This window comes from Candidatus Flexicrinis affinis (assembly GCA_016716525.1).
GTDB lineage: Bacteria > Chloroflexota > Anaerolineae > Aggregatilineales > Phototrophicaceae > Flexicrinis > Flexicrinis affinis.
This window is the reverse complement of record JADJWE010000001.1, coordinates 646479-667333: the sequence shown is the minus strand read 5'-3', so window position 1 is coordinate 667333 and position 20855 is coordinate 646479. Positions and strand designations below refer to the sequence as shown.

At 62.9% G+C, this 20855-nt stretch carries 19 protein-coding genes and 1 tRNA gene; 7 read left to right on the top strand and 13 right to left on the bottom strand.

Going from position 1 to position 20855, the window contains the following annotated elements; genetic code table 11:
* The first annotated feature begins 2 nt into the window (after positions 1-2).
* From IPM16_02645 to IPM16_02635, 3 genes are read left to right on the top strand one after another with little or no spacing between them, the layout of a single operon-like run.
* Complete coding sequence (locus tag IPM16_02645; protein ID MBK9122005.1) at positions 3-758, top strand: DUF554 domain-containing protein; 756 nt, start codon at positions 3-5, stop codon at positions 756-758.
* Between the two features lie 24 nt (positions 759-782).
* Positions 783-2162, top strand: a complete 1380-nt coding sequence (locus IPM16_02640) for a hypothetical protein (protein MBK9122004.1) — start codon at positions 783-785, stop codon at positions 2160-2162.
* 47 nt (positions 2163-2209) lie between these two features.
* The gene (locus IPM16_02635; GenBank protein ID MBK9122003.1) at positions 2210-3523 is read left to right on the top strand and encodes a nucleotide sugar dehydrogenase; all 1314 of its coding nucleotides are present in this window, start codon (positions 2210-2212) and stop codon (positions 3521-3523) included.
* Between the two features lie 73 nt (positions 3524-3596).
* Here the strand turns inward: IPM16_02635 and rpmF are convergent, their stop codons facing one another.
* Positions 3597-3785: a 50S ribosomal protein L32 gene (rpmF, locus tag IPM16_02630; GenBank protein MBK9122002.1), complete on the bottom strand. Its 189-nt coding sequence runs from the start codon at positions 3783-3785 to the stop codon at positions 3597-3599.
* An 83-nt stretch (positions 3786-3868) separates the two neighbouring features.
* On the opposite strand from rpmF, the gene IPM16_02625 reads away from it, so the two are divergent.
* On the top strand, positions 3869-5116 hold the full coding sequence (locus IPM16_02625; protein MBK9122001.1) for an NAD(P)/FAD-dependent oxidoreductase: 1248 nt from the start codon (positions 3869-3871) through the stop codon (positions 5114-5116).
* Positions 5117-5204: 88 nt separating this feature from the next.
* Positions 5205-5275 (top strand) — tRNA-Cys (locus IPM16_02620).
* Between the two features lie 56 nt (positions 5276-5331).
* Here the strand turns inward: IPM16_02620 and IPM16_02615 are convergent.
* From IPM16_02615 to IPM16_02560, 12 genes are all read right to left on the bottom strand, one after another.
* Positions 5332-5997, bottom strand: a complete 666-nt coding sequence (locus IPM16_02615; protein MBK9122000.1) for a DUF4013 domain-containing protein — start codon at positions 5995-5997, stop codon at positions 5332-5334.
* Between the two features lie 354 nt (positions 5998-6351).
* Positions 6352-7422 (bottom strand): hypothetical protein, encoded by a 1071-nt coding sequence (locus IPM16_02610; GenBank protein MBK9121999.1) that lies wholly within the window; start codon positions 7420-7422, stop codon positions 6352-6354.
* 61 nt (positions 7423-7483) lie between these two features.
* Positions 7484-9133, bottom strand: a complete 1650-nt coding sequence (locus IPM16_02605; GenBank protein ID MBK9121998.1) for a helix-turn-helix domain-containing protein — start codon at positions 9131-9133, stop codon at positions 7484-7486.
* A 183-nt stretch (positions 9134-9316) separates the two neighbouring features.
* Positions 9317-12502 (bottom strand): isoleucine--tRNA ligase, encoded by a 3186-nt coding sequence (locus IPM16_02600; GenBank protein MBK9121997.1) that lies wholly within the window; start codon positions 12500-12502, stop codon positions 9317-9319.
* A gap of 245 nt (positions 12503-12747) precedes the next feature.
* Positions 12748-13305 (bottom strand): hypothetical protein, encoded by a 558-nt coding sequence (locus IPM16_02595; GenBank protein ID MBK9121996.1) that lies wholly within the window; start codon positions 13303-13305, stop codon positions 12748-12750.
* Entirely contained in the window at positions 13283-13810 is a 528-nt protein-coding gene (locus IPM16_02590; protein ID MBK9121995.1) for a hypothetical protein, read from the bottom strand. Before IPM16_02590 ends, IPM16_02595 begins: the two co-directional genes overlap by 23 nt.
* A gap of 7 nt (positions 13811-13817) precedes the next feature.
* Positions 13818-14600 (bottom strand): CDC27 family protein, encoded by a 783-nt coding sequence (locus tag IPM16_02585; GenBank protein ID MBK9121994.1) that lies wholly within the window; start codon positions 14598-14600, stop codon positions 13818-13820.
* 2 nt (positions 14601-14602) lie between these two features.
* Positions 14603-15478 (bottom strand): tetratricopeptide repeat protein, encoded by an 876-nt coding sequence (locus tag IPM16_02580; GenBank protein MBK9121993.1) that lies wholly within the window; start codon positions 15476-15478, stop codon positions 14603-14605.
* Positions 15479-15480: 2 nt separating this feature from the next.
* Entirely contained in the window at positions 15481-16413 is a 933-nt protein-coding gene (locus IPM16_02575) for a tetratricopeptide repeat protein (protein MBK9121992.1), read from the bottom strand.
* A 61-nt stretch (positions 16414-16474) separates the two neighbouring features.
* Positions 16475-17164 (bottom strand): hypothetical protein, encoded by a 690-nt coding sequence (locus tag IPM16_02570; protein MBK9121991.1) that lies wholly within the window; start codon positions 17162-17164, stop codon positions 16475-16477.
* A gap of 1 nt (position 17165) precedes the next feature.
* On the bottom strand, positions 17166-17639 hold the full coding sequence (locus IPM16_02565) for a GNAT family N-acetyltransferase (GenBank protein ID MBK9121990.1): 474 nt from the start codon (positions 17637-17639) through the stop codon (positions 17166-17168).
* Complete coding sequence (locus IPM16_02560; protein ID MBK9121989.1) at positions 17636-18085, bottom strand: GNAT family N-acetyltransferase; 450 nt, start codon at positions 18083-18085, stop codon at positions 17636-17638. The genes IPM16_02565 and IPM16_02560 overlap by 4 nt, the downstream gene beginning before the upstream one ends.
* 101 nt (positions 18086-18186) lie before the next feature.
* On the opposite strand from IPM16_02560, the gene IPM16_02555 reads away from it, so the two are divergent.
* Together IPM16_02555 and IPM16_02550 are read left to right on the top strand one after the other, a co-directional pair.
* Positions 18187-20433: a hypothetical protein gene (locus IPM16_02555; GenBank protein ID MBK9121988.1), complete on the top strand. Its 2247-nt coding sequence runs from the start codon at positions 18187-18189 to the stop codon at positions 20431-20433.
* 80 nt (positions 20434-20513) lie between these two features.
* On the top strand, positions 20514-20849 hold the full coding sequence (locus IPM16_02550; protein ID MBK9121987.1) for a tetratricopeptide repeat protein: 336 nt from the start codon (positions 20514-20516) through the stop codon (positions 20847-20849).
* Positions 20850-20855: the final 6 nt, after the last annotated feature.

Here is a 20855-nt window from a genome sequence, read left to right as displayed (position 1 = left end):
GCATGGGCGGCACACTTCTCAACGCGCTGACCGTCCTGATCGGCAGCGTGCTCGGCATGCTAATCGGCGACCGTTTTCCGACTCGGGTGCGCGAGACGGTCGTCACCGGCCTCGGCCTCGTCACGCTCATCGTTGGCATCAGCAACGGCCAATCGTCAGGCAACATCGTTATTCCGCTGTTCAGCATCGCTATTGGCGGCCTGCTTGGCGAATGGCTGCGCATCGACGCCGCGCTGGATCGCCTCGCCGCGTGGTTGCAGCGGCGGGTCGGCGGGCGTTCTAGTGCCGACACAGACGACGCACAAGCTATCAACAGCGCGCGTCAGCGGTTCATCACGGGCTTTGTCACCGCCAGTCTGCTGTTCTGCGTCGGCCCGCTGACGATCCTCGGCTCGATTCAGGATGGCATGGGCCTGCCGATCGGCTTCGAGCAGCTTCTGATCAAGAGCGTGCTCGACGGATTTGCCGCGCTGGCGCTGGCCGCGAGTTTCGGGCTTGGCGTCGTGTTCACAGTGTTCACCGTGCTGATCGTTCAGGGCGGCCTCGCGCTGGTCGGCTCGTTCGCCGGCCAGTTCATGAGCGAGATGATGGTGACCGAGATGACAGCTACCGGCGGATTGATCCTGATCGGGTTGGCGCTCATCCTGCTCGACATCAAGCGTCCGCGCGTCGCCAACTTCCTGCCGGCGCTGCTGATCGCGCCGCTGATCGTCGCGGCCGCGACCGCGCTCGGCATCGACATCTATCCGTTCAGCTAATCCTCGCGAACCAGAGCGCATCGCATGCGGTTCGACAACGAAACCGACGCCGTAACGTATATCTTCGAGTCGATTGCCGCCAGCGGTTGGCAAACGCGCGGCCTCGATGAGAACACGCGGGAAATCGCCCCGTCTCGTGCGCTGCTGGAACGCCTCGGCCTTCCGCGCCGTCAGCGCGAGTACGCGGTCGTTACCGGCAGCAAAGGCAAAGGCTCGGTGACAATCCTCACCGCGCGCATCCTGCGCGAGCTTGGCCATCGCGTCGGCACCGTCACCAGCCCGCACCTGATCAGCTACCGCGAGCGGATTCGCGTGAACGGCAAAGCGATTCCGCCCGGCGACTTCCTGCGGCTTGTCGATCGGATCGCGCCCGCGGTCGACGCGGTCGTCGCGGACCTGCCTGCCGGTACATATCTCAGCCCGCAGGGCATCTTCCTCGCGCTGGCATTGACGTGGTTCGATGAAAACGATGTGGACACGGCCGTGATCGAGGTTGGCCGCGGCGGCCGATTTGACGACAACATTCTCGTGCCGAACCGACTGTCGTTGTTCACGCCAATGGTCCTTGAGCACACGCGTTACCTCGGTCCGACGATCGAGCGCATCGCATGGCACAAGGCGGGCATCCTCAAGCCGGGCGGTTATGGCCTGAGCCTGCCACAGCATCCCGACGCCGAAACGGAAATCCGACTTGAAGCCGAGCGCATCGGGGCCAGCGTCCAGTTCTTGGATTCGTCCGATCTGGGGCAGTACGTGGGCGATTGGGAGCGTGGCGTACTGATGCAGCTACCGGACTCCGATCGGATCGCACGTCTGCCGTTCTATGGACGATACGCGGTGGACAACGCCGGCCTGTCGCTGCATGCGGCGCATCACCTGCACACTGCACTTACACGCCCGGGCGTATCGTGGGGGGACTTTGTCCCGCAGTCGATTCCCGCGCTGGAGGCCGCCATCTGGCCGGGACGGTGCGAGAAGCTGGGCGATCGGCCGCAGGTGTTTGTCGACGGCGCGGTCAATCCGCTGTCGCTGCACGTCTATCTCGACAGCGTTCGGGCGCGCATCACACACCCGCTCGTGATCGTCGGGGCGGTACCGACCGACCGCGATATCGAAGCGACATACCGGCTGATGGCATCCGCCGCCGATCACCTCATCCTGACAGCGAGCGAGCGTAACATCACGATACGATTCCCCGACGAGTCAACGGCGCTTTCCGCCGCGCGGGCCGCTTTGGCCTCGGCCGGGCGAACCATCGGCGTCGAATTCGCGCCGGATATTGCGACCGCCATTCCGCTTGCGCTCGCCCGTGCAGGAGACGACGGCACTGTCCTGCTCACCGTGGCCCAGCCGGCGGTAGCCGACACAATGGCCTACTTTGGCCGTTCTTTCGAGCAAATCTAGGCACTATAATCGCGCTATGTTCGTCTGATCGAAGGACTGTCTTTCCAATGTCTCACAAAGAGGAACTGCTGAGGCGGATCGGCACGCGTGACGCGCGGGTCGGAATCGTGGGCCTCGGCTATGTCGGTCTGCCGCTTGCGGTCGAGTTCGCAGAAGTCGGTTTTCACGTGGTCGGTGTTGACGTCAGCGCGGAGAAGGTTGCGCTGCTTAACAGCGGCAAGAGCTATGTTGGCGATATCCCCAGCGAACGTCTCGCGCCGTTGGTGCAGAGCGGCAAGTTCGTCGCCAGTACCAACTACCGCGATCTTGAGACGGTCGACGCGATCAGCATTTGCGTGCCCACCCCGCTGCGCAAGACCAAAGACCCGGATATGTCGTACGTCATCCAGTCGCTCGAGGCCGTCGCCGAGGTGGCGCATGAAGGCTTGCTCGTCGTCCTCGAAAGCACCACCTACCCCGGTACCACCGACGAGTTGATCGAGCCGAAGTTCCGGGACGCCGGATTCAAGGCCGGTGAAGATGTGTTCGTCGCCTTCTCGCCCGAGCGTATCGATCCGTCTAACCCGACCTATGGCGTTCGCAATACGCCAAAGGTCGTCGGCGGTGTGACGCCCGCGTGTACGGAGGTCGCAGTTGCCTTGTACAGTACTGCCGTCGATCACGTCATTCCGGTGTCGTCGCCGACGTCGGCTGAGATGGTCAAGCTGCTGGAGAACACGTTCCGGGCGGTCAATATCGGCCTCGTCAACGAGATCGCGCTGATGTGCGACCGGTTGGGCGTCAACGTTTGGGAAGTGATCGAGGCGGCCAAGTCGAAGCCGTTCGGGTTCATGCCGTTCTACCCCGGCCCGGGTCTGGGCGGCCACTGCATCCCGATCGATCCGTTGTACCTGAGCTGGAAGCTCAAGACGCTGAACTACACGGCGCGTTTCATCGAGCTGGCCAGCGAGATCAACACGTCGATGCCGAAGTACGTTGTCACAAAGGTATCAGACGCGCTCAACGACGACGGCAAGGCCGTGCGCGGCTCACGGGTTGTCGTGCTGGGAGTCGCGTACAAGAAGGACGTCGACGACGTGCGCGAAAGCCCGGCGCTTGACGTCCTCCAGCTGCTGATAGAGAAGGGCGCGAACGTCGTCTACCACGACCCGCACGTCTCAAGCCTGCGGCTCGAAGACGGACGCAAACTGTCCAGCACGCCGTACAGTGATGCGCTCCTTGCCGAAGCAGACTGCGTCGTCGTGGTGACCGATCACACCGCGATCGACTACACGCACGTCAAGTCGACGGCGCGGTTGGTGGTCGACTCGCGGAACGCGCTGGCGAAGGCCGTTGGTTCGGCGCGCGTCGTGTCGTTGTAGGAACTGCGGAATCGAAAATCGCCCTGCTCGGTTGAGCAGGGCGATCCGCAAACGGTCTTGCGCTGACGACCTGTTAGGACTCGGTCGTCACCTGAACGATGGTCTGGCCGCGGTATGAACCGCACTTCGGGCATACGCGGTGCGCGATGTGGTACTCACCACACGTATCGCACTCGACGAGATGCTTCAGCGAGAGCGCGTCATGGGCACGCCGGCGGTCACGACGACCCTTCGAGATCTTGCGCTTGGGAAGGGGACCCATCGGGCGTCTCCTCAACTAGATGACTGACGAAAAAAGATAGCCCAACGGGCTAACGCGTCCGAGTATTATAGGAATGCACCTCAGTGAAGTCAACGGCTAACGATCACGCATCCGACCCGATTCTGGTGATCGGTGCTGGCCCGGCGGGGATCGTCACAGGCTACTTCCTACAACAGTACGGCTTGCCTTACGAGATCATCGACCGGGCGAACATCATTGCTTCGACATGGGCCAGCTTGTACCCTTCGCTTCGCCTCAATACCACGCGCTACTTCTCGCACATGCCGGGCCGGCGCTTTCCGCTCTCGTGGGGCGAGTTCCCGACCGGCAGGCAGTACCACGGATACGTCGGACGATTCGCCGACGCGCATCGGCTCAACATCACGCTGGGGGTCGACGTCTCGCGCCTTCAGCAGGCCGGCGACGAGTGGGAGGTCACGTCAAGCCGTGGCCACGAACGTTACCGCAATGTCGTGATTGCGACTGGACGATTCAGCAACCCGTATACGGCTGCAGTTCCCGGCCTGACTGAGTTTCAGGGCTATCGAATTCACGCGCACGACTATCACGGGCCGGAGCCGTTTGCCGGCAAACGCGTCCTGATCGTCGGCAACGGGCCGAGCGGCCTCGATATCGCGCTGGAGATCGGTCAGCGTAACGGGCCGACACAGCCTGCGCTGTTGAGCATGCGGACGGGAATCACCCTCAGGCGGCGCTATCCGTTGGGCTTGAGCAAACATGCGTGGATGCTGGCGACTCGCTGGCTCCCCGAACGCATCCGCGAGCCATTTCTGGACTACGTCGAAAGGCTCGGCTTTCCGGAATCGGCGCTGCACGGCATCAAAACGCCGAAAGAAGGATCGACAAGCGGCGCGGTCGCGGTCCGTGGCGGCGAGCTGATCCCTGCTGTGCGACGCGGTGAGGTGGTCTGCGTCGACGGGCCTGCGCGCTTCACCACGGACAGTGTGATCCTCACCGACGGCTCGACACACGCGATCGACGCCGTGATCGTGGCGACCGGCTACCGTCCAGCGCTTGGATTCCTCGAAGGGCTCAAACTCGATTGCGACGATCAGGGGTGGCCGAGGCGCTTCAACAGCCGGCCCTATGACATCGACTACGCGAAGCTCTCGTATCGCGGCACGTATGACGTCGGCCCGGCGATCGACGCGCAGTTCGAACCGACCCGACGCGAACTCCGGGGATATCCCGGCTTGTTTCAGGTCGGGCTATACTACAAGGGCAAAGGCGCGATGTACAACTTCAACGTCGAAGCCGAGATCACCGCCGCGCAGCTTGCCCAGCGCATTGCCCCGTCGGCGAACGCATGATGCTGGTCACGGTTTGGTGACAAGAGTTCGTGGCAGGCGTGGTTCGTCTTGCCTACGATACGAGACTCCACTATAATGACGAAACTACGGCGACGTAGCCAAGTGGTAAGGCAGAGGTCTGCAAAACCTTTATCGCGGGTTCGATTCCCGCCGTCGCCTCAAACAAAACGGCGCATCCAACACGATGCGCCGTTTGCGTTTAGGTGTGGTCTCGCTTAGCGGTCGACCGCCATCCGGCCGTACAATCCGGTCTGGAATGCGACGGCCAGTGTGAGACCGAACGCCATCATGAGGCCGGGGACAAACAGCAGCACGAACCCAACCGCAATCAGGACGCTGAACACGAGAGCCACGACGTAGAACGAAAGCGACGCGATCAGCGCCTCGATCGGGCGGGTGAACACCGCGCGGTACGCCCCAACGACATCGACAAATGCCGTAACGTCGTCGGTGACCGCAAACTTGGCGATCGGATACATGATCATGGGAAACGCAAAGATCATGAGAACCGGGATCGTCACCACCAGCACCATCGAGAACATCAGCAGAAGGCCGTAGACGAACCCACCGACGGTCACGATCAGGCCGCGGACGAAGTCGTTCACCCAGTCGTCCCATTCGGGCAGCATGTAGTCGCCGTGTGCGACGCGGCGTGTCGCGCGCAGCGCATAGCCGGCAACCACCATCGACCCGAAGAACGGAATGAAGTTGAGCACCGCGCCAATCAGCAGCTTAGTCCACGTCGGCGTGCCGCCGACCAGCGGGTACTGCACCGACGCGCCAATATACGCGCCGCAGCCCGTCAGCTCCTGATCGCTGTAGAAGCCCGAATCGGGGCGAATCACATCGTCAAACTTCGCTTTTTCCGTGTAGTACGTCATGGCTTTCGTCCTTGCCCTATCGTATCGTCACAGCAGGCGACCAGCGCGTGGCGCACCTGCATAATCCGCAGTTGTCTATGGGATTCATACGTATTTGGAGGGCTTCGCGTTGCGGCCTGAAGCGATTTCCGTTACTCTGTCAGCATGCAAGCACACGAACCCAACGCCCCCGATACCGAGCACACCGTTCATCGTCTGCACCTCGTGACGACTGAGCGCGACCCGCGGCCAGCGATCCCGCCGGTGCCCAACTACGCGCTTGCGGAGGTCTGCCCGGCGTGCGATGCACCGGTCTATCGGCATGCGTGCAAAGTTCGCTGCGCCCGCTGTGGTTTCATGTGGGATTGCAGCGAGCTATGACGCCGGCGGATCCGACTTCTTCGATTCGGGTGAACTGGCGAAGGACGATCCGGCGTTCGTCTTGGAGTCCGCTGGCTTGGGTGCCGATGCCGGCGCTGCCACCGTCTTAAGCGGCTGTGCAGATGCGTTCTTGCGTGCATCAACAGTCGACGGCGGCGCAACGACCGCGGCTGTGTCGGTCGGCGTCAGATGCGAGATATGCGCGCCGCACACCTGCCCGAACACCGCGAATGCGAACCTACCGTTGTCGTCGAGCCCAAGAGCGCTGAGCGCCGCATTGACTGGCGGCAGTTCGGCGAATCCGACCAGCTGACGTTCATCCGACGCGCTCAGCACGTCGATTGCAAACCGTTGATGCGTGAGCTTCAACCCGTCCGGATCGTACATTCGCAGTACACCGCTGTCGGCGTCGTACGTCATCAAGCGCGTACCATCGGGCGACAGTGCAAGGCTGCTGCACGCATAATGCAGGTCGCGCCTGCTGCTCACCTTTCCGCCGTCCATCACCACCAACCGCGTTCCGTCGCTGGCGACGAGCCGGTGTGTCCGGGGACTCATTTGCAGCAGCAAGTGTAGGTCGTCGGCAGGTTGCAGACCGGGCTTAATCGTCTTGATCGCGCCACCGATCTTGCCGATCAGCAGGGCGCCCTTGGAATCGAGCACGGCCACGATCTGTGCGGCCGCATCGACGGCGAACGCGTCCGGCTCGATATCAAACGTAAGAGTCTTGGGCCGTTCGTCCGGGCCGGTGTACAACATGAACGACGCGTCCCCGGTGTGGATGATGGCATGCTTGCCAATCGACCAAACGTGTACCGGCGGCTTGCACGCATGGCTCCACCGCGCGACGTGCGGCAGTCTGAACCCTTGCAGGTACGTCCAGCGTTCAGCGTGACCGTCAGGCAGGGCGAAGTTCGCGGTGCCGTAGACGTTGCCACGTTCGAGGTCATAGACTGCGGCCATGCCGTCCTGCGCCCACGCAACAACCAGCTCGGGATTACCCGGCACGAGATCGACATGAACAATTGCGGAGTTGGCGAGATGAACGCGCCACGGTTTCGTCATGCAGCACCCTCCCAATCCGCTAGAGGATACCGTGCGGTCCGGCGGCGTTCAACCGCCGTGGCTAGCTGGGAGGCAGCGTTGCTAACACGCGCTGCACTTTGAGTGCGAGGTGCAGGATAAGCCGGTTCTCCGGGTCGTTGAGGTCGAGGCCGGTCAGTTCGCTGATGCGATCCAGCCGGTACACCAGCGTGTTGCGGTGTACCGCAAGGTCGGACGCCGCCTTGGCGAGGTTGCCGTTGGCATCGAAGAAGCCGTTGAGGGTGCGGATCAAGTCGCCCTGCTTGCGGTCGTTGTGCTCTACCAGCGGGGCCAACGCCTCCTCGTAGAAGCGGCGGAGATGCTGCAAACTGCGGTCTTTGACGCCCAGCAGGAGCTGATACAGCTTCAAGTCGCCGTAATACGTCGACTTGTCGACATCGCCGAGCTGCTGCGCAATCGTCAGGGCGTCTTTCGCTTCACGATACGAGTCGCGCAGGTCATGCAGGCCCTGAACCGGGCGGCTGATGCCGGCAGCGACGACTCCGCCGGGTGCGCGCACCTGCAACTGCTCGCGTAGGTATTCGATCTGCTGGCGAGCACGCGCCAGCGCCTGCGGCGAATCGAGGGGATACAACAGCACGATCAAGTCGACGTACTGCCCTGTCGCAAATTCGATCTGCCGCCGCGTGAGGTCGTCACGCACAAACCCGATCAACGAGTCCAACGGAAGCGGCATGCCGGACGACGACACCGCCCGAAACGCCGCGGTGACATACAGCGCGTCGGGGTCGAAGCCGGACTGTTCGGCGCGCGCCATCAGCATGTCGTCGTCGGCAGACGTGCCGGACAGCCACATCTGCACCCAGTCGCCGCGCGTTTGCTCGACCGCGGTGGCAATGGCGCGCGTCTTGGCCAACTGCACCGCGCAGACTTCCGCGCCGTAGGTCAAGACCAATCGGTCGAACTCGTCAAGCGTCGACATGCCCGTGACCAGCGAAAGGAATCCTGCTACACGCTTCTCGACCTGAAGCGCGGTGGTGTAGCCAAGCGGGCTGGACACGACGTTGTGTAGCGCCTTTGACGACTCGCGCTGGAGCCAACGCTGGAAACTCTCGATCGTCGCCGAGTCGGCAGCGGCACCCCTCGATCCGGTCATTGGGCGGCGCTGGCCTGCAGCATACGCGACCTCGGTCTGCACGCCGGCGTCGTCGTGGACGACGACTGTTTTGCCGGTCGCCCGCGCGATGATCTGCAGCAGCGTGCCCAATTCGCGGTTCTCTGCGGCCGCGCGCACCAGTTCGCGCTGCACCTCGATCGCGCGCTGAGTCACCTGCGCTGCGCCGCTGACGATCAGCCGGTTGACCTCGCGCTCGACGCGAGCCATGTTGGAATCCGGCGGCAGCACGATCAACGCGACATTTTGCTGGTTGGCGATGCTCAATGCTTGAGGCGGCACGTCCTCGCGTAAGCGCAGCGCGACCGCCGCAGCATTGGCGTCCGCAAGGCGCTGAACCACCTCGGTCACGCTGAGGCGGCTCTCAAAGCTGCGCAGCAGATCCATCTGCACCAGCGCCAGCTCGCCGCCATACAGCTCGTTGTCGGCAGGGGGCTGTGCCCGCAGCGCCACGGCCCAACTGATCTGAGCGTCCGGAGGCCCCGCGACAAGCCGGGTCTCGGGCGGCAGCGCCGTGCGCAGCAAGTACTGCAGCGATACTGTGTTGGAATCGGTCATTTCTAACACCCAAGTCGGTACATCCAACCAGTATAGCAAGTTGGGCTGCTTGGCGAGTTTTGCCTAGTATACGGAAAATCCGGCAACCTATTTAGTGACAATACACAAATCGGGTCACAGCACCAGACAAGAAAGGCGGATCACGTGGTGTGATCCGCCTTTGACTTTGGTCAGGATTGCCAATTAGACGGCGCGCTTGACCCCGAGCGTGAGCGTTTCGCCCCGTACCGACGTATCCTTCTTGGGGTCGTCGTCCGGCACGAACGACGCGCGGAAGAAACCGTTGGAAGGCGTGGCCGCCTCCAACGTCACGGCCAGCGTCTCGTCCTTGATGTACTCGGCAAAGCGGACGATGGCACGCGCCAGGCCTTCCGACGCCTCGTAGACGAGATGGATACGATCCTCGACATTGAAGTCGGCATCGCGCCGGGTGGCTTGCACACGTCGTACGACTTCACGCGCCAACCCTTCCTGAATCAGGTCGTCGTTGAGCCGCGTATCGACTGCCGCCAACAGGCCGGCCTCCTCGGCCACGGCGAAGCCCTGTGCCGCGCCCTGCTTGACTTCGCACTCGCCGGGCGAGACCTCGAAGGTCTGCCCGTCCAGTTCGACAACGACCGTCTCGCCGCGGTTCAACTGCTGCGCCCAAGCGCGCACCTGCTGCGGCGCGCCTTCGCGCAGCGCTTTCTGCACCCGCGGGAAGTCCTTGCCGAACTTCTTGCCAAGCACCTGCGGCAGCGGGTTGAGCTTGTACTCCACGACATCGTCAGCGCCGTCGAGCGTCTCAACGCGTTTGACGTTCAGTTCGCTCTCGATCAGCGCCGTCAGGCGCGAGACCGCCGCCCGTTCCTGCGCGTTACGGGTGACGAACGCCGCGCTTGCCAGCGGCTGACGTACGCCGATTTCGACGCTATCCCGCGCGGCCCGGCCGAGGCTGACCAGCCGCTGCACGAGATCCATCTCGGACAAGGCGGCCGTGTCGATCAACGACACATCGTATGCCGGCCAATCGCAGAGGTGCACGCTCTCTTGCGCGGTCGCATCGAACGGCATGACCAGTGCGCGGTACAAGTAGTCCGCGAGCATCGGCACGGCCGGCGCCATCAGCTTGCTCAACATGACCAACGCTTCATACAGCGTCGCCATGGCACTCGCGTCGCCATCCCAGAAGCGGCGGCGGCTAAGACGGACGTACCAGTTCGACAGATCCTCGACAAAGGCTTGAATGGGGCGCGTTGCTCCCGGAACGTCAAACGTCTCGTACGCGCTGCCGACGTCACGCGTCAGCTTGTGAAGCGATGCGAGCAGCCAGCGATCCAGCGGGTCACGCTCGGAAGCGGGCGGCGCGCCCGACGCCGGCGACCAATCCGCGATATTGGCATACGTGACGAAGAACGAATACGTGTTCCAGATCGTGCTCCAGAACTTTTTCACGACGTCCCCTACGAGATCCATCGAGAATCGGCGCGGTTCGCCCGGCGGGCCGGCAGTATACATATACCACCGCATCGCGTCCGATCCGTGCGCGTTCATCACGTCCCACGGGTCGACGACGTTGCCCTTCGACTTGCTCATCTTCTGGCCTTCGCCGTCGAGGATGTGGCCGAGGCAGATCACGTTCTTGAACGCCACGCTGTTGAACGTCATAGATGCGATGCTGTGCAGCGTGTAGAACCACCCGCGCGTCTGATCGACCGCCTCGCAGATGTAGTCGGCCGGGAACTGCTCCTCGAACATCGCCTGATTCGAGGCCGGGTAGCCCCACTGCGCGACAGGCATTGCGCCGCTGTCGAACCACACATCGATGACTTCTGGCACACGGCGCATTGTCCCGCCCGAGCCGTTCGGGTTCGGGAACGTGATGTTGTCGACATGCGGGCGGTGCAGGTCGAGATCGGACAGGTCGCGACCGGCCAACGCGCTGAGTTCCTTCACGCTGCCCACACACAACATTTCGCCAGTCTGATCATCGATCCAGATCGGCAGCGGGGTGCCCCAGTAGCGTTCGCGGCCGAGCGCCCAGTCCTTGAGTTCATCCAACCAGTTGCCGAAGCGCCCGTCGCGGACATGCCCCGGCACCCAGTTGATCGTCTGGTTGAGCGCCACCATCGTATCGCGATGTTCGGTCGTGCGGATGTACCACGAGTCGCGCGCGATGTACATCAGCGGCGTTCCGTCGCGCCAGCAATGCGGATAACTGTGCTCGTACTTCTCGCTTTTGTACATCAGCCCGCGCCGCTTGAGTTCGGTGATGATCTCCGGATCGGCGTCCTTGAACCACAGCCCCGCGAAAGGTTCGACCTCGTCGATGAAGTGGCCGGTGCTGGTCACTGTACGGATCAACGGCAGGCCGTACTCCTGCCCCACGCGCAGGTCGTCAGTGCCGAAGGCCGGCGCGATATGCACGATGCCGGTGCCGTCTTCCGTGCTGACGAAGTCGCCGGTCAGGACATAGGCGTGATCCTGCTCGACCGGGATGAAGCTGTACAACGGCACATAGCGCATGCCGACCAAATCGCGCCCGGTCATACGCCGCACGACAGTATAAGCGTCACGGTCGCGCAGTACGCTCAGGCGGGCTTCGGCAAGGATCAGACGCTCGGTACCGCCTTCAACTGCGGGACCTTCGACTTCGACGTACTGGATGTCGGCGCCAACGGCTAACGCGGCATTGCCGGGAAGCGTCCACGGTGTCGTCGTCCACGCGAGGAAGTACACGCCGGGCTGATCTTTCACCGGGAACCGCACGAATACCGACGGATCTTTGATGTCGTCGTATCCGAGCGACAGTTCGTGGCTGCTCAACGGCGTGCCGCAACGCGTACAGAACGGCACGGTACGGAAGCCTTTGTAGATCAGGCCCTTCTCGAAGAGCTGCTTGAGCACCCACCACACGCTCTCGATGTACGAGTTGTTCAGCGTGGCATAGGCGTTCGGGATGTCGGTCCAGTACGCCATGCGCTCCGTGAAGCGCTCCCACTTGCCGATGTTGCTCAACACGCTCTCGCGGCACTTGGCGTTGAACTCGGCAATGCCGTAATCCTCGATCTGCTGCTTACGCGTGAAACCGAGTTCCTTCTCCATGGCGATTTCGACAGGGAGGCCGTGCGTATCCCAGCCGCCTTTGCGCAGCACGTACTGGCCGCGCATCGTGCGATAGCGGGGGAACATATCCTTGAAGGCACGCGCCAATACATGATGGACGCCCGGCGTGCCGTTGACCGTCGGCGGTCCCTCGTACGTGACCCAACGCGGCGCGCCTTCGCGCTGCGACATGCTGCGCTCGAAAATGCGGTTATTACGCCAGAACTCGAGAATCGTCTGCTCGACGTTCTGGACATCGACCTTAGGACTGACTGCTTCAAACATCGCGGTGAACTGCTCCTTGGATTCGACAGGTCAAGATGTGACGACAGTACTGCGAACCCGGAGAGCAATCTTCCGCGATGCGTGAACCGGTTGAGGGCCACGCGTCACGGGCGCACCTCCCATTTCTGGACTACTCTGTGGATCGTCGTAACGATTCAAAACACGGCAGACTCCACCGTGTATGTGCGAATTATCGCGCAGAATTGGACGTGATAACAGGCGAAATACCGTGCAATTGGGGCGTGCTACGGCACGGGCGTCGAGAGCGGCGGCAGGCCCGGCGTGCTGAGCTGCACCGGTGCGGCCTCTGGAATCGTGCCAGTCCAGAAGATTTCGCGTTCGACACGAATACGGGTCGGCTGATCGTCGCCGTAGCCGCCAGCGATGTTGGCAAAGTACCGCTGCGCGAAAATCGACCAGCGGAATTCGCCGGAGCAGCGTGCGATGTTTGCACCGGCACGCGGCTCGTCCATCTGTACGAAACCGCTGTCGCATACGCCCGGAGCGACCGTGCACGTCGCGCCTGCACGCTCAAAGTCGCGCACGACGCGGCACGCATCCTCGCTGGAGGCATACAGCCAGTCGTCAACGCCGTAGCTGGGGCTGGTCGACTGCAGGAGCGTGAACGAGTCCGGTACCGGCGGGCTTGGCGGAAACAGCAAGCCGTACAGCACGCCAAGAATCTGAACACCGACCAGCACGGCAATCACGATCAGGATCGCAGCAAGTGTAATCCCGCCCCACCCGCGGCGCTTTGCCTGTGGCGTATCCGCCGCCGGTTTAGGGTTCCCAGTACTGCTCATAGTCGATTCGCGTCGTACCCTCGAAGTTCTGTCCGGTCGCATCGTTGCGCACGCCCGGCTGAATGGTGATCAACGTCGCCTTATCGATCCCGAGCAGCGAAATCTGCTGGAATAGGCAGCGGTATTCGAACGGCACACTGCCGTCGCCGGGCGTGTAGGACTCGAAATCGCCGCGCGACGGATTGCGGATGCACCGTTCGCGATTCGGGTCATTAATGTCTACTCCATCTTGCTCAGCCAACAACCGATCGTAATACCGAAACACATCTTCCGGTTCAAGCAAGCTCTCGTAGAAAATGCGCCGGCTGGCCGGGGACAGCTCATCTGTCGCGAGAACGGTTGTCTCGGGGGGAATGGGTACTTCGAGCGGCGAGCGGAACGTGTTCTGCTCGATTGAGGCGAGGATGAACCCGCCCACCACGAGCAAGCCACCGACAATGGCAATTACTACCCCGACTTTAAAGACGGAGATGTTGCCGTCCCGGCTCAAGAAGAAAGTGGCCATTGTGTCCCTACCCTTCTGCGAGCAGTGCGTTCAGAGCATTCACGTCGGCTTGAAGTGCGGCGCCATAAGGCGTATGGGCGAAGCGCTCGGCATTGCGCGCGATCGGTTCCAGCCCACGCTCGATCAAATCGACGGCAGGGGCCGCCCCACCGCCTTTCCATGCGATCAACGCCGCCATAAGTGTAACGTGCGATTCGCCGTCTTTGACCGCCACTTCTGCGACTGGAAGTCCCGCGCGCATCCGCGCCTCGGCAAGATCGACCTGCACGAACTCGGGCGCACCGCGTTCCAAGGCCGCGCCGAATGCTTCGGCGGCATCTGCATACTGCCCATTCGCCATAAGTGTACGTCCGATGCTGTAGCGAGCGAATTGAAGGTGCGGCGCGATTTGTACGGCTTTTGTCAGGATTTCGAGGCTCTGCACGGTATCGCCAGACATCCGATAGGCGTTACCGAGCAGCACGAGCGCGCGCGGGTCGGGCTTCTCGGCGTGGCGGGCGGGCTCAAGCAAGGCAATCGCGTCGGCGTATTCGCCCGCGAGGATCATCCGCTGCGCCCGCGTGACATCGGTGACCATGTGCCGGTTGGCGTACAGGAATATGCCCTGCATCACGACCAACAGCCCGATCAGCCCGATCCATACTGCCGTGCGCTGTTCGGGCGGTACGCGCCCGCCAAGCACGAGCACGACGACGAACAACACCAGCGCAAGGATGAACGCCGAACGGCTTGCGCCGTCCCAAGCGCGAAATTGAGTAAAGACGGCGGTCGTAATACGGCCGAAGCGCATGGTTAGCGCACGCTGCCCGACTCGGCGTCTTCCAGCGCACGGTCGATATCGGTGACCTCGTAGCGAAGCGCCGTGCCGTAGGTCGTGCCGGCCAACGCCGGAATGGAGGCCTGCCATACGGCCAGTCCGTCACGCGCGGCCATCATGCGTGCCGCACATCGTACCGCCCGTTCGGCGTCGCCCTGTGCCTGATACGCCTGCGTCAGGTGAAAGTTCACGCGTACGCTGTACATCGGCGGCAGCGGATCGCGCGCGGCGCGTTCAAACGACTGAACGGCTTCATCGGCGCGGCCGGCGAAGCGCTGGACAAACCCGAGTTCGGCCCATACCACGGCCTGATCCGGGTCGCGTTCCAGTGCTTGCTTGAGCGCGCTAGCTGCTTCGTCGTACGCACCCTGCAGCCGGTAACCGGTCGCCAGCGTAATGTACGAGCGCGCGTCTTCAGGGTGGATCTGCACCGCCTGATCGGCCGTCGACTGCGCTTTGCCGAACTGGCCGGAATATCCGTAGGCGCTAGTCAACATCATCAGCACCTCGCTGGAGGTATTGCCTTCACGCACCATCCGTTCGAGCACCGGCACAGCCTCGCGAAATCGCAGCGACTCGATCAACCGGTAAGCCGCACCATAGCCCGCGCCGCGCTCGCGTGCCTGCCGTGCGATCAGCGCCGCGACCAGCCCGAAGAACAGCGCGAACATGGCCCCCGACAAACATAGGCCGGTCAGCGCGAACTGAACCGAAAGCGAGACACCGGCTTGCGGCTCGGTTCGGCCGATCAGTTCAGCGAGGATGCCCACGATGAACACGACACCGCCCAGCAGCGCGAACGCGCCGCTGACGACAATCCCGATATAGACGAACAGGCGGCGGCGGCTCATGGTCAGTTCCCCAATGCAGACAACTCAAGCTCGCCGTCGATCAGGCGCTCGGCGGCTTCGACGTCGCTGCCAATAACGGCGCGCAGCGTGTCCGCCTGATCGGACGCCAGCAGCTTGCGCCATTCCTTCAGCGCGCGGCGCTCGTGTCTGAGATCGTCCAGTGACTGCGCGGCGCGCTCGTTCTGGCCGAGACGCACGGCGGCCCGCGCACGATACAGGTGGATGAGCAGGCGGTGCCGCGCATCAGGGACGCCGGTTTCGATCGCGGCATCGAGATGAGTGAGCGCGTCCTCGCTCATGCGCAACCGGTCCTCGACCATGCCGAGGTTGTATGCCGCGACCCACTCGTCCGGCGCGAGTTCATACGCCTTGCGTCCCGCCGTCAGCGCGTCGTTCAATTCGCCCGCCTGCAAATGCACTTCGGCGAGCAGGTTGTAGCCGACGGCGGCGTGGTCCGGCCCAAGCTCGATGAGCTTCTTGTAATCGCGTTTAGCCGCGTTGAACTTGCCGTTGAGTCGATGGATTTCGGCGCGGAAGCGGTAATGACCCGGATTCTTCGGCTCCTGCCGGATCAGCGCGTCCAACGACTTGGTGGCCGTCTCATAGTCGCTCTTGCGCATCGCCTTGACGGCCTGTTGATAGGCCATCGGCCCGCGCGGGTTGAAGATGAACTGCGCCGCGACAATCCAACCGAACGCCAACCCGAGGAACAGCCCGGCCTGCTGGTAGAACACCGTCGTGCCGAGCACGACGAGGCCGAACGCGGGCGTAAGGATGCCGAACCAGCGGCCGCGATCGAACGGGTCGAGCGCGGAGAATATGATGCCGACGGCGCCGCCCACGAACACCAAAAGCAGCACGGACTGTACCGTGACCACCCACGGGCCGGTCACTGCGTTGAGGATGAGGCTCGCCAGACCCGTGATCGCCAGCAACAAAAAAGTGCGGTCAGGCGCTGCGGGCCGAGCATGTCGCCGAAGCGGCGCAAGCGGTTCATCATGCGACCGTTCCGTTCTGGCCGAGCGCCAAGTTCGCTACCCGGATGTCCATCTCGCCAATCTGCCTGCGCAAGACGACGCCCTGCGGTGTCGCCCACACACGTTGGGTGAACTCACCGTCGACATCGAATACGGCAGCCTCGTAGGTCCGACCGGCGATGGTGACTTGGTCGGTGCCAACTTGCATTCGGCGCGAATCCAAGATTAGTGGCTCGCCGCGATGCGTCCGATACCCGAAGAATGCCATGACGGGTTCGTCGTCGGCCACGGGCCAGCGCGCGACCTGTATTCCAACCAGCGCTGTCTTGAGCAGCAGCACGACATATCCTTCGCGAAGCGCGACCTCGACGTCCTGCCGGTCGCCGGTTGGCGAGCTCATGCCAACGAGCGCAGCGCGCGCGTGGAAATCGAACGTTTCACGGCGAATCCCATCCGGCGCATGGAGCTGTGCCGCCACACGCTGAATCCTCCCCCCGTCGCTCGCAGGATCGTACAACGCCTCGATCAACTGGCTGGTGCGGTCGAGGTCGCGCCAGTCGTAATCGATGCGCACGAACCACGACCCGTCCGGCAGGGCATGGATGCTGAAGTGCTCGGAACCGGCAAGCTGCTGTCCACTGCGGGTGTAGCGGTAAACGCCCGATGCAACGAGATGCTCGCGCTGAGTGACGGGGTGCAGAACGCGCATGTCAGCCGGTGCCTGCCCTCATCCTGACCATCACGCGTTCGCCACCCATGGCCTCCCAGAACTTGCGTCCAGCCGGATTCTTCTCCGCGACGTGCCACTCGAACCGACGTACGCCGTTGGCCTTGAGCCATCCCTTGATGTCGTCCACCATCAACCGACCTACGCCACAACGACGGTATGTCTCCTCGACAAAGATGTCGGCCAGCAAGCCGCTGTTCTCTTGTACGAACATATCGGGAATGACATCCACGATCACTGCCAGCGCAAAGCCGACGAGACGGTCTTCATCCTCGACGACCACAATTCGCGTCAACGGATCGTTGAGGCGGCTGGCGAGACGGCGGGCGTAGACGCGCCCCCCACCCATCGCTGCCGGAGGCAGGGCCGGATCGAGGTCGTGGTGGAGCATCGCCAGCTTCTCCCACATCCCGCCGATTTTCTCAATGTCGCGTTCTTCGGCGACTCGTAGTCTCATATCGCAAGTCTCATCACATCACAGCCGGGCGCACCGCGTCGATTCACACGGTGCGCGCCGAGCGCTAACCAGAATGCCTGTTCGATTGGGCTAGCCCGCGGAACGTCGGCGACGATCCAGCGGCACTCGAACCGGGAGGCCTTGGCCCGAATTGTGTCGATCATGAGCCGCCCGAGGCCGGGATACGGGTGATGGGCGTCAAGCGCCATGTGGTCGACCCATACCGTGGGGCCCCATTCCACATCGTCACGCAGCCACCCGGACACATACCCGACCACACGCCGGTCGACAACTCCGACCCAAACCGCACCATCCCACCGGTCGCTCCAGTCGATTTTCGTCTGCCGGCGCACGCGCCGGTCTGCAGAATGGACGAACGCAAAGTGTTCGTCATACAAGCGTTGGAGCGCATCCCGATCGTCTAAAGTCGCGTTGCGGACTCGCATAACCCCTCAAGCGGGCATTTTCGCTGTCAGCATAGCACCCGCACCCGATGCGATCAAGGCAGGACGCTGTGCGACGCGCGCAAACGAAGTACACTCACGCTATGCAATACGAGGTCGCAACCCCTGCCGAACTTCCTCAATGGATGCGCCAATCGCGCCGCCAGATCGATTGGGGCTTCGTGCTCACAAGCTTGATCGGCTTGGCGATGGCGTGGACGATCATCGTGCGCCCCGGCATACCGGTGGTGTCCGACCTGTACAACAGCGCGTTCATGACCTCGGACCTTGCGGCCGCGCTGCGCGAGGGCCAGATCCTCCCGCGCTGGTCGGCTCACTCCAATTTCGGCTACGGTGCGCCGGTCCCGAGTCATATACCTCAAGGGGCCGCGTACCTAGCCGCAGTGGTCGAGCAGTTATTCACCGGGGATACGTCGGCAGCGGTGGCGGCTGTCCTGTCCGCAGCATTAGCGCTGGCAGCCATGACGATGTACGGCTGGATACGCGCGCTGGTCTCGCCCACGGCGGCTGTGCTGGGAGCCACGGTCTACGTGCTCAGTCCATTCGTCGGCCATACCGCGCCTCACACGCTCGGCGACCTGCCGCTTGTCGTAAGTGCGGCGCTGGTTCCCAGCGTGCTATGGGCAGGCGCCCGTATCGTGCAAGCGCCGACGCGGGTTTCCGTGATACTCCTCACGGTCGGGCTGACACTACAAGCAGCCGTGCATCCATCGCTCGCCCTTGTCGCGGCCGTGTCGACGCTCGCCTATGCGCTATTCGTCAATCGTGTCGCTGCCGTGCGTGTCGCCGCGTGCATCGGCACGGCAGCGATGTTGTTCGCGCCATTCTGGCTGCCCGCGCTGATGCACGGCAGTTTCGTCACGTGGATCGACAACCCGATACCCGACGATCGGGTCTTCAGGCTGACCGATCTTCTCGTTCCGATCACGTTGCACGATCCTGCGCTGCTGAATCCGGCGCCCGTCTTTGGCCCCGGTCTCCCGGCCCTCGCGCTTGCAGGCTTCGGGCTGCTGACGTTGGCACGCAAGCGAGCCCGGCGCGGCTCGATCGTGCTTGCGGCGTTACTGCTCTCGTGCACCCTTGTCGGCGCGGTCGTGCAGCCCGCAACATGGTGGTTTCTGTGCGTCAATGCGGCCGCTGCCATGTTGGCCGGAGCGGCGGCAGAGTGGCGTTACCGGCTTCCTTCTGCACTGCGCCGGGCATTCGTCCCGGCCGTAATGATCGGGCTGGCGGTCGGCTCTGCGCCGGTCTGGCTCGTCTCTAGCGTGGGTACCGCGACCGAATTTTCACCAACCGCACAGATCGCTCACCAGCAGCAGGGCCTCGGCGCGGCGATCCTGCCCCCCGGGCAAGCTATCCCGACAACGCTGGTCGAACCAGTACGGGCCGATCCCAACCTCGTCGAGTCGTATCGTCAGCCGCTGCTCGTCCGCATTCGCCCGGGTGCGCCCGTCCGCGTGACACCGATCTATACACAGAGTCATGCCAGCGCTTGGCAAGTGTCGGCGATGTCTCCTCAGACTGTCGTTGTTTCGCAGGCACATTATCCGGGCTGGCAGGCGTATCTTGACGGCGTTCCACTGGCGACCGAACGCGACCCGGAAACCGGGTTGATACGTATCGCCATTCCGCAGACGGCAAGCGCAACACTTATCCTCGCACAGTCCGTGACTCCCGCACAGTGGTTGGCGTGGGTGTTCGTCGGCCTCGGTGCGGTGGCGCTTGCAGCAATCGTGCACTTCACGTCAGGGTCGCGCGTCCGCGAGCTTCCTCGCTATGATGTATCTGAAGCGCGACTCACCGGCATCGCCGTGTTGGCGCTGATCGCGGCCGTCCTCCTCACAGCATCTCCCGATGCGCCTATCGCCTTGCGCGCCGACCGTCTGTCTTCACTCGCGGACGCATCGCTGCTCAGCGCGGACGCCGGGCCAATCTCGCTAGTGGCCTATCGTATCGACGGCAGCGCACCGGTACCGGGCGGCATGTTGAGCCTCGAGCTGTTCTGGATGGCGGCTTTGGCGCCGGGCCAAAATGTCACGATTGCAGCGGAGCTTGTCGACCTCGATCAACAACCATGGGCGCTGTTGTCAGGCCCGCAAGCACCCGGCCTGATCGCCTCGCGGCTCTGGCCAGCCGAAACGCTGATCCGCGACATGCGGCGCGTGAGCCTTCCATCGGACCTACCGCCGGGGATCTATCAGGTCGCGCTGTCGGCGTATGCCTGCGAAGCGCTGTGTTCGACGGGGCAACGGATTGGCTTCCGCGATACCCGCGGCACTGAACGCCGTACGCTGCTCCTCCCTCAGGTGATCGCCGTGGGTGGCGAATAGAATCAGTTGGCCATTTTGCCTGTTGCGAGTACAATCACGCGACATTCCGCGCGCATGACAGCATGGTGGTGACTTCACGAATGAGCAGCAACAACAACGATCCCTACTATCAGAAGATCGGCGACGGGTGGGCGCAAGCGTCTCGGGGCGAGTACTCCGCCGCAATCAGCACCTTCAACGACATCATCCGGTCCGACAACACGAACATCGACGGCTACTATGGCCTCGGCATGGCCCAGCGGGCCAGCGGTGACAAAGCGGGTGCCAAGGCTAGCTTCGAGAAAGCCAAGACGCTGTCAGAGCAGATGTTGGCCGAGATTCGTCATGGTGCGACGTCGAACGACCTGACGACAACCCGCGACGACCGGTACATGATGCTTATTCGCATGCTGCAGCAGCGCCTAGCAGAGACCTAACCCGAA

What these genes read in the sequence shown, in the direction of transcription:
- IPM16_02560 (MBK9121989.1), bottom strand. Translation starts at nt 18,085, where the DNA reads ATGCGAGTCCGCAACGCGACTTTAGACGATCGGGATGCGCTCCAACGC.
- IPM16_02615 (MBK9122000.1), bottom strand. Translation starts at nt 5,997, where the DNA reads ATGACGTACTACACGGAAAAAGCGAAGTTTGACGATGTGATTCGCCCC.
- IPM16_02550 (MBK9121987.1), top strand. Translation starts at nt 20,514, where the DNA reads ATGAGCAGCAACAACAACGATCCCTACTATCAGAAGATCGGCGACGGG.
- IPM16_02585 (MBK9121994.1), bottom strand. Translation starts at nt 14,600, where the DNA reads ATGCGCTTCGGCCGTATTACGACCGCCGTCTTTACTCAATTTCGCGCT.
- IPM16_02605 (MBK9121998.1), bottom strand. Translation starts at nt 9,133, where the DNA reads ATGACCGATTCCAACACAGTATCGCTGCAGTACTTGCTGCGCACGGCG.
- IPM16_02565 (MBK9121990.1), bottom strand. Translation starts at nt 17,639, where the DNA reads ATGAGACTACGAGTCGCCGAAGAACGCGACATTGAGAAAATCGGCGGG.
- IPM16_02595 (MBK9121996.1), bottom strand. Translation starts at nt 13,305, where the DNA reads ATGAGCAGTACTGGGAACCCTAAACCGGCGGCGGATACGCCACAGGCA.
- IPM16_02555 (MBK9121988.1), top strand. Translation starts at nt 18,187, where the DNA reads ATGCAATACGAGGTCGCAACCCCTGCCGAACTTCCTCAATGGATGCGC.
- IPM16_02635 (MBK9122003.1), top strand. Translation starts at nt 2,210, where the DNA reads ATGTCTCACAAAGAGGAACTGCTGAGGCGGATCGGCACGCGTGACGCG.
- IPM16_02590 (MBK9121995.1), bottom strand. Translation starts at nt 13,810, where the DNA reads ATGGCCACTTTCTTCTTGAGCCGGGACGGCAACATCTCCGTCTTTAAA.
- IPM16_02645 (MBK9122005.1), top strand. Translation starts at nt 3, where the DNA reads ATGGGCGGCACACTTCTCAACGCGCTGACCGTCCTGATCGGCAGCGTG.
- IPM16_02580 (MBK9121993.1), bottom strand. Translation starts at nt 15,478, where the DNA reads ATGAGCCGCCGCCGCCTGTTCGTCTATATCGGGATTGTCGTCAGCGGC.
- IPM16_02610 (MBK9121999.1), bottom strand. Translation starts at nt 7,422, where the DNA reads ATGACGAAACCGTGGCGCGTTCATCTCGCCAACTCCGCAATTGTTCAT.
- IPM16_02600 (MBK9121997.1), bottom strand. Translation starts at nt 12,502, where the DNA reads ATGTTTGAAGCAGTCAGTCCTAAGGTCGATGTCCAGAACGTCGAGCAG.
- IPM16_02570 (MBK9121991.1), bottom strand. Translation starts at nt 17,164, where the DNA reads ATGCGCGTTCTGCACCCCGTCACTCAGCGCGAGCATCTCGTTGCATCG.
- rpmF (MBK9122002.1), bottom strand. Translation starts at nt 3,785, where the DNA reads ATGGGTCCCCTTCCCAAGCGCAAGATCTCGAAGGGTCGTCGTGACCGC.
- IPM16_02640 (MBK9122004.1), top strand. Translation starts at nt 783, where the DNA reads ATGCGGTTCGACAACGAAACCGACGCCGTAACGTATATCTTCGAGTCG.